At 69.2% G+C, this 7,700-nt stretch carries 6 protein-coding genes; all 6 read left to right on the top strand.

Features of this window, described 5'->3' with window-relative positions:
* The coding region (locus tag Van01_RS31305) for a LacI family DNA-binding transcriptional regulator (RefSeq protein ID WP_204015302.1) at positions 1-719 on the top strand (719 nt) is incomplete at its 5' end.
* Between the two features lie 77 nt (positions 720-796).
* Entirely contained in the window at positions 797-2,095 is a 1,299-nt protein-coding gene (locus tag Van01_RS31300) for an ABC transporter substrate-binding protein (protein WP_204015300.1), read from the top strand.
* 77 nt (positions 2,096-2,172) lie between these two features.
* Positions 2,173-3,147 carry a carbohydrate ABC transporter permease gene (locus Van01_RS31295; protein ID WP_204015298.1) on the top strand — a complete coding sequence of 325 codons (975 nt, stop codon included), beginning with the start codon at positions 2,173-2,175 and terminating at the stop codon, positions 3,145-3,147.
* On the top strand, positions 3,147-4,025 hold the full coding sequence (locus Van01_RS31290) for a carbohydrate ABC transporter permease (protein ID WP_204015296.1): 879 nt from the start codon (positions 3,147-3,149) through the stop codon (positions 4,023-4,025). The genes Van01_RS31295 and Van01_RS31290 overlap by 1 nt, the downstream gene beginning before the upstream one ends.
* Positions 4,022-6,253 (top strand): alpha-xylosidase, encoded by a 2,232-nt coding sequence (gene yicI, locus Van01_RS31285; protein WP_204015294.1) that lies wholly within the window; start codon positions 4,022-4,024, stop codon positions 6,251-6,253. Before Van01_RS31290 ends, yicI begins: the two co-directional genes overlap by 4 nt.
* A complete protein-coding gene (locus Van01_RS31280; RefSeq protein ID WP_204015292.1) occupies positions 6,250-7,647 on the top strand; it encodes a GH1 family beta-glucosidase in 1,398 nt (465 codons plus the stop codon). Before yicI ends, Van01_RS31280 begins: the two co-directional genes overlap by 4 nt.
* Positions 7,648-7,700: the final 53 nt, after the last annotated feature.

Raw genomic sequence — 7,700 nt, 5'->3', positions numbered from 1 at the left:
AGCGGATCCTCGACGGCGCCCTGCTGATGGAGGTCCAGCTGCACGACCCCAGGGTGGACGTGCTGCGCGAGGCGGGCGTGCCGACGGTACTGATCGGACGTACCGAGGACCCGACCGGCCTGTCGTACGTCGACATCGACTTCGACCGGACCGTCCGCGACGCCGTCGAGCATCTGGTCGGCCTGGGCCACCGCCGCATCGTCTACGTCAACCACTCGGCCGACACCATCGCCGAGGGTTACGGTCCGGCGCTGCGGACCCGTGACTCGTTCACCGCCGCGATGACCGAGCACGGCCTGACGCCGCTGATGATCCCCGCCGAGGACAGCGCCGCCAGCGGTCGGGCCGCGCTGGCCACCGCACTACGACAGGCCCCCGATCTCACGGCCGTGCTGGCGATGAACGAGAGCGCCGTCTTCGGGCTGCTCGGCGAGCTGTCCGCCCGGGGGCTGACGGTGCCCGGCGACGTCTCCGTCGTCTCGATGGTCACCTCACCCCAGGTCGCCGAGCTGGCCACCCCCGCACTGACCGCGATGACCTCGCCCGGTTCGGCGCTGGGCCGGATCGCGGTGCAGACGCTGCTGCGGCACGTGGAGACCGGCGACGGTGAGATCCACCAGGAACTGCTGCCGTGCGTGCTGGAGGTCCGTGGTTCCAGCGGCCCGCCAGGTAGGGCAGGCGACATCGCGCACGGCAGGGGGCCCTCGGGCCCCGAGTAAAGCAGCCCGTCGTCGCGCTGCCACGCGACGACGGGCTTGACGGAGTACCGGCTCGATACTCATCAGGGAGACTAGCAATGCGACGATTCCGCAGAGTAGCCGTGGTGGCCATGGTGGCCGCGCTCACGGCGACCGGCCTGGCCGCCTGCGGCGGCGACGGCGACGACAGTGGCGACGCGAACGTCCTCAAGCTCTGGCACTACGAGAGTGCGAACAGCGCGATGGGGATCGCCTGGGACCGGGCCATCGAGATCTTCAAGGAAGAGCACCAGGGCGTCGAGGTGCGCTTCGAGCGCAAGGCGTTCGAGCAGATCCAGCAGAACGCCGGCATGATCATCAACTCGTCCGAGGGCCCGGACATCATGGAGTACAACAAGGGCAACGCCACCTCCGGGCTGCTCTCCTCGCAGGGTCTGCTCACCGACCTGACCGAGGAGGCGACCAAGCGCGGCTGGGACAAGGCGCTGAGCCCCAGCCTCCAGACCACCGCGCGGTACGACAACGGCGTGATGGGCTCCGGCAACTGGTACGGCGTGCCCAACTACGGCGAGTACGTGATGGTCTACTACAACAAGGAACTCTTCGCCGAGCACGGCGTCACCGTCCCCACGACGATGGCCGAGTTCACCGCCGCGATGGACACCTTCGTCGCCAAGGGCGTCACCCCGCTGGGCATGTCCGGCGCCGAGTACCCGGCCGGCCAGCTCTTCTACCAGCTCGCCCTCTCCCGCGCGGACCGGGCCTTCGTCGACAACTACCAGCTCTACGCCAACCCGGTGGACTTCAAGGCCGACCCGGTCAGGTACGGCGCGGAGACCTTCGCCGAGTGGGTCGGCAAGGGCTACGTCGCCAAGGACTCGGCAAGTCTGAAGGCCGAGGACATGGGGACCGCCTTCATCTCCGGCAAGGCGCCGATGATCGTGTCGGGTAGCTGGTGGTACGGCCGGTTCAAGAGCGAGATCACGTTCGACTGGGACAGCTTCCTCTTTCCCGGCAACACCATGCACGCCGGGTCGTCGGGCAACCTCTGGGTGGTCCCGGAGACGAGCAAGGCCAAGAACCTGGCGTACGACTTCATCGACATCACCCTGCGTCCGGAGATCCAGGCGCTGATCGGCAACAACGGTGGCGTGCCGGTCTCCGGCGACCCGGCGACGATAAGCGACGAGAAGGACCGCAGGCTGATCGAGAACTTCAACACCATCAGCTCCCAGGACGGACTGGCGTTCTACCCGGACTGGCCGGTCCCCGGCTACTACGACGTACTGGTCTCCGGATTCCAGAGTCTGATCAATCAGTCCAAGACGCCCGACCAGGTCCTCGACGCGATCGCCAAGCCGTACCAGGACGGCGTCGCGGAGATCAAGCGCGACTGAGCGGCGGCCGGGGCGGGCGTCGGCCCGCGTGACCGGGTCACCGGTCCGCGCCCGCCCCCGACGCGGAAGGACCTCCCATGGCTCTACCCGACACCGCCGCCCCGCCCCGGGCGAGCGCGTCACCATCGACTCCGACCGCCGGGCGCCCCCGCCGGCCCGGCCGCTCCTCCGCCGCGTACTGGCTCTACCTGCTGCCCGGCGCGGTGCTCTTCCTGCTCGTCATCGGCGGCCCGCTGATCTACACCGGTTACCTGTCGCTGACCAGGTGGTCCGGGGTCGGCGACCCGACGTTCATCGGTCTGGACAACTACCGCAACCTGCTCACCGACGACGTCTTCTGGACCTCGTTCAAGAACACCGTCGCGATGATCGTGGCGATGGTGGTGGTGCCCACCCTGGTCGGGCTGGTGCTCGCCGCGGTGCTCTTCGACACGATCAGCCGCACGTTCCGGCCCCGCACCGCCGCCGCGCTGCGGGCCGCCTTCTACCTGCCGCAGGTGCTCCCGGTCGTGGTGGCCGGCATCGTCTGGGGCTGGATCCTGCGCCCGGACGGCGCGCTCAACGGGTTGCTGGACGCGGTCGGGCTGGACGCGCTCAGCCACGACTGGCTCGGCGACCCGGACACCGCGCTGCCCATGGTGATGGCGGTGATGATCTGGGTGCAGATCGGCTACCCCGTGGTCGTCTTCATGGCCGCGCTGGAGCGGGTGAACCCGGAGTTGTACGAGGCGGCCGAGATCGACGGCGCCGGCTGGTGGCGACGGTTCCGGGCGATCACCCTGCCGCAGATCCGGCCGGAGACCTTCGTGGTCGGCCTGACCTGCACCATCGCGGCGATGAAGGTGTTCGGGCCGATCTACGCGCTGACCCGGGGCGGGCCGGAGAACGCCACAAACGTGCCGTCCTACTTCGCCTACTTCACCTTCTTCAAGCGACTCAACGTCGGCTACGGCTCGGCCATCTCGATGGTGCTGACGCTGATCATCGTGGTGGTGGCGGTGCTCTTCATCCGGGCGCAGAACCGCGCCGAACGACGGGACGGAGTGCTCTGATGGCCGTCACCCTCACCACCCGACCCCGGGTCACCCGACGCGCGGGCGACAGGCACCGACGCGGCGTCGGGCGCTGGATCGTGCTCGTCGTGGTCGGCGTCGCCGCGCTGGCCATGCTCGTGCCGTTCGCGTTCATGCTGCTCAACGCCTTCAAGTCGCCTGGTGACTACTCGACGAACGGGCCGCTGAGCTGGCCGGCGGAGTTCTACACCACAGGGCTGCGGACGTACTGGGAGCAGGTCGATTTCCCGGTCAAGCTGTGGAACTCGGTGGTCATCTCCGGCTCGGTGGCGGTCCTCGCGGTCGTCGTGTCGCTGCTCAGCGCGTACGCCCTGGGCATCGGCCGGGTCCGCGGCCGACTCTGGATCATCGGCCTCTTCCTGCTGGCCAACATGCTGCCGCAGGAGGCGCTGATCTACCCGCTCTACCACTTCGCCAAGGAGGCGGGGCTCTACAACACCCGCCTGGCGGTCATCATCATCTTCACAGTCATCCAGGCCGCCTTCGGCACCTACCTGCTCGCCTCGGTACTCGGCACCTTCCCCCGCGCCCTGCTGGAGGCCGCCGCGCTCGACGGCGCCGGCCGGTGGCGGATCCTGTGGCGGGTGGTGCTGCCCAACATCCGGCCGACCATCTCGGTGCTGCTCGTCTTCTTCTTCATCTGGACCTGGAACGAGTTCCTCATCCCGCTGGTCATGCTCATCGACAACCAGACCCAGACCATCCCGGTCGCGTTGGCCTCGTTGCAGGGCGACCGACTGATGGACGCCCCCACCACGAACGCCGGAGCGCTGATAAGTCTTCTTCCGGCGATCCTGTTCTTCCTCATCTTTCAGCGCACCCTCGCGCGCGGCATCACGGCAGGAGCCGACAAGTGAAGTTCACCGACGGGTACTGGCAGCTGCGTCCCGGGGTCAGCGTGCTGCGCCCCGGCACCGTGGAGTCGGTGGAGCCGGACGAGCGCTCCTTCACCGTCTTCGCACCTATCGGACGGATCACCGGACGCGGGGACACGCTCAACCGACCGGTGATCACCGTACGGTTCTTCTCCCCCGCAGCCGGCGTGGTCGGGGTGACGATCGGCCACCACACCGGCGGGCTACCCAGGCAGCCCCGCTTCACCCTCAGCGAGGACACCACCCACCCGGTGCAGGTGGAGGTCACCGGGCTCAGCGCGCGGCTGACCACCGGCGAGCTGACCGTCCGGGTCGCGCTGACCGGGCCGTGGCGGGTGGACTTCCTGCGCGGCGACCGGCTGGTCACCTCGTCCACCGAGCGCAGCATCGGCGCGGTCACCGACGCCGAGGGCCACAAGTACGTCCACGAACGGCTGGCCCTCGGCGTCGGCGAGACCATCTACGGGCTGGGCGAGCGCTTCGGCGCGTACGTCAAGAACGGCCAGACCGTCGACATCTGGAACGCCGACGGCGGCACCGCCAGCGAGCAGGCGTACAAGAATGTGCCGTTCTATCTGAGCAACGCCGGTTACGGGGTCTTCGTGGACCACCCGGAGCACGTGTCGTTCGAGGTCGGCTCCGAGGTGGTGTCGCAGACCCAGTTCAGCGTGCCCGGGCAGTCGCTGACCTACCACCTGATCGACGGCCCCACCCCGAAGGACGTGCTGCGCCGCTACACGGCGCTGACCGGGCGGCCGGCGCGGGTGCCGGCCTGGTCGTACGGGCTGTGGCTGTCCACCTCGTTCACCACGTCGTACGACGAGAAGACGGTCACCGAGTTCATCGACGGGATGGCCGAACGGGACCTGCCGCTGTCGGTGTTCCACTTCGACTGCTTCTGGATGCGGCAGTTCCACTGGGTCGACTTCATCTGGGACCCGGCGACCTTCCCGGACCCGGAGGGGATGCTGCGCCGGCTGCACGAGCGTGGCCTGAAGGTGTGCGTCTGGATCAACCCGTACATCGCCCAGCGGTCGTACCTGTTCGAGGAGGGTCGGCAGGCCGGCTACCTGGTCCGCAACCCGGACGGCTCGGTCTGGCAGTGGGACAAGTGGCAGGCCGGGATGGCGCTCGTCGACTTCACCAACCCGGACGCGGTCGACTGGTTCGCCGGCAAGCTCAAGGTGCTGCTGGACATGGGCGTCGACTGCTTCAAGACCGACTTCGGCGAGCGCATTCCCACCGACGTGCTCTGGCACGACGGCTCGGACCCGCAGCGGATGCACAACTACTACGCGTACCTCTACAACAAGACCGTCTTCGAGCTGCTGGCGGCCGAGCGCGGGGAAGGCGAGGCTGTCGTCTTCGCCCGTTCGGCGACCGCCGGCGGGCAGCAGTTCCCGGTGCACTGGGGCGGCGACTGCGAGTCGACGTTCGTGGCGATGGCCGAGTCGCTGCGCGGTGGGCTGTCGCTGGCCGCCTCCGGGTTCGGCTACTGGAGCCACGACATCGGCGGCTTCGAGGGCACCCCGGACCCCGCGGTGTTCAAACGCTGGATCGCCTTCGGCCTGCTCTCCTCGCACTCACGGCTGCACGGCTCCGGTTCGTACCGGGTGCCGTGGGCGTACGACGATGAGGCCGTGGACGTGCTGCGCCACTTCACCCGGCTCAAGCTCAGTCTGATGCCGTACCTGGCGGCGGCGGCCGAGGAGGCCCACCGCGAGGGCGTACCGGTGATGCGGCCGATGATCCTGGAGTTCCCGGACGATCCCACCGCCGCCCACCTCGACAGGCAGTACATGCTCGGTCCGGACCTGCTCGTCGCCCCGGTGATGAGCGCCGACGGCCAGGTGACCTACTACGTGCCCGCCGGCACCTGGACCCACCTGCTCAGCGGGGCGCAGGTCACCGGGCCCGGCTGGATGACCGAGAAGCACGACTTCGACAGCGTGCCCGTGCTCGCCCGCCCCGGGTCGGTCATCCCGTTCGGGTCGGTCACCGACCGGCCCGACTACGCCTGGGCCGACGGCGTGCGGCTGCGCCTGTTCGCCCCGGTGGCGGGGCAGCGGACCCGGGTCCGGGTGCCGGCACCCGATGGTGGGCCGGCTACCGAGTTCGAGGTGTGTTACCAGGACGGAACGGCCAGCGCCGAGCTGGTGGCGGGCGCGTCGTCCGGGTACGAGTGCGAGGTGACGGAGGTGGCTACATGAGCGACGTCGTGTTTCCTGAGGGATTCGTCTGGGGCTCGGCGACTGCGGCGTACCAGATCGAGGGTGCCGCGAAGGAGGACGGACGGGGACCGTCGATCTGGGACACCTACAGTCACACGCCGGGTCGCACCCTGAACGGGGACACCGGCGACGTGGCCGCCGACCACTACCACCGCTGGGCCGACGACCTCGACCAGCTTTCCGCGCTCGGGCTTGCGGCGTACCGGTTCTCCATCGCCTGGCCCCGGGTGCAGCCCGGCGGCTCGGGCGCGCTGAACCAGGCCGGGGTGGACTTCTACTCGCGGCTGGTGGACCGGCTGCTCGACCTCGGCATCCGCCCGGTGGCCACGCTGTACCACTGGGACCTGCCGCAGGTGCTGGAGGATGCCGGCGGCTGGCCGGCCCGGGACACCGCCGCCCGCTTCGCCGACTACGCCACGAAGATCGTCGGCGCGCTCGGCGACCGGGTGCACACCTGGACCACCTTCAACGAGCCGTGGTGCTCGGCCTATCTCGGGTACGCCTCAGGAGTGCACGCGCCAGGGCGGACCGAGCCGGCCTCGGCGCTGGCCGCCGTACACCACCTGAACCTGGCGCACGGCCTGGCCGGCCGGGTGATCCGCGACCTGGCACCGGCGGCGCAGCTGTCGGTCACGCTGAACCTGCACGTCATCCGACCGGCCTCGGACTCGGCCGCCGACGCCGACGCGGCACGTCGGATCGACGCCCTGGCCAACCGGGCGTTCCTCGGTCCGATGCTCGACGGGGCGTACCCGGCGGACCTGCTCGCCGACACCGCGGCCGTGACCGACTGGTCGTTCGTCCGCGACGGTGACGAGCACACCGCCGCGGTGCCGTTGGACGTGCTCGGCGTCAACTACTACTCGACCACACTGGTCCGTGCCTGGGACGGTGTGTCACCCAAGTCGGACTCCGACGGGCACGGCCGCTCGGCGCACTCGGCGTGGGTCGGCTCCGAGTCTGTCGAGTTCCTGCCGCAGCCCGGCCCGTACACCGCAATGGGCTGGAACATCGAGCCGGCCGGTCTGACCGAGCTGCTGCTGCGCCTGCACCGCGAGTATCCCGAGCTGCCGCTGATGATCACCGAGAACGGCGCCGCCTTCGACGACGTCGTGTCGCCGGACGGCGCGATCCACGACGACCGCCGGATCGACTATCTACGCCGACACATCGCCGCCACGCACGAGGCGATGGCCGCTGGCGCCGACGTCCGCGGCTACTTCGTCTGGTCCCTGCTGGACAACTTCGAGTGGGCGTACGGCTACGACCGCCGCTTCGGCATCATCCGAGTCGACTACGACACCCAACAGCGCACCTGGAAGGACTCCGCCCACTGGTACCGCCGCCTGACCACCACAAACCGCCTCCCCTAACCCGCTCTCCTCTCCCCCGGCAAGCCCCTGTTGATCATGAGGTTGGCGGCACT

The organism is Micromonospora andamanensis, assembly GCF_016863495.1.
In the GTDB taxonomy this organism is placed as follows: Bacteria; Actinomycetota; Actinomycetes; order Mycobacteriales; family Micromonosporaceae; genus Micromonospora; species Micromonospora andamanensis.
The sequence above is the reverse complement of the archived record's forward strand: the minus strand, read 5'-3'. Positions and strand labels throughout refer to the sequence as shown.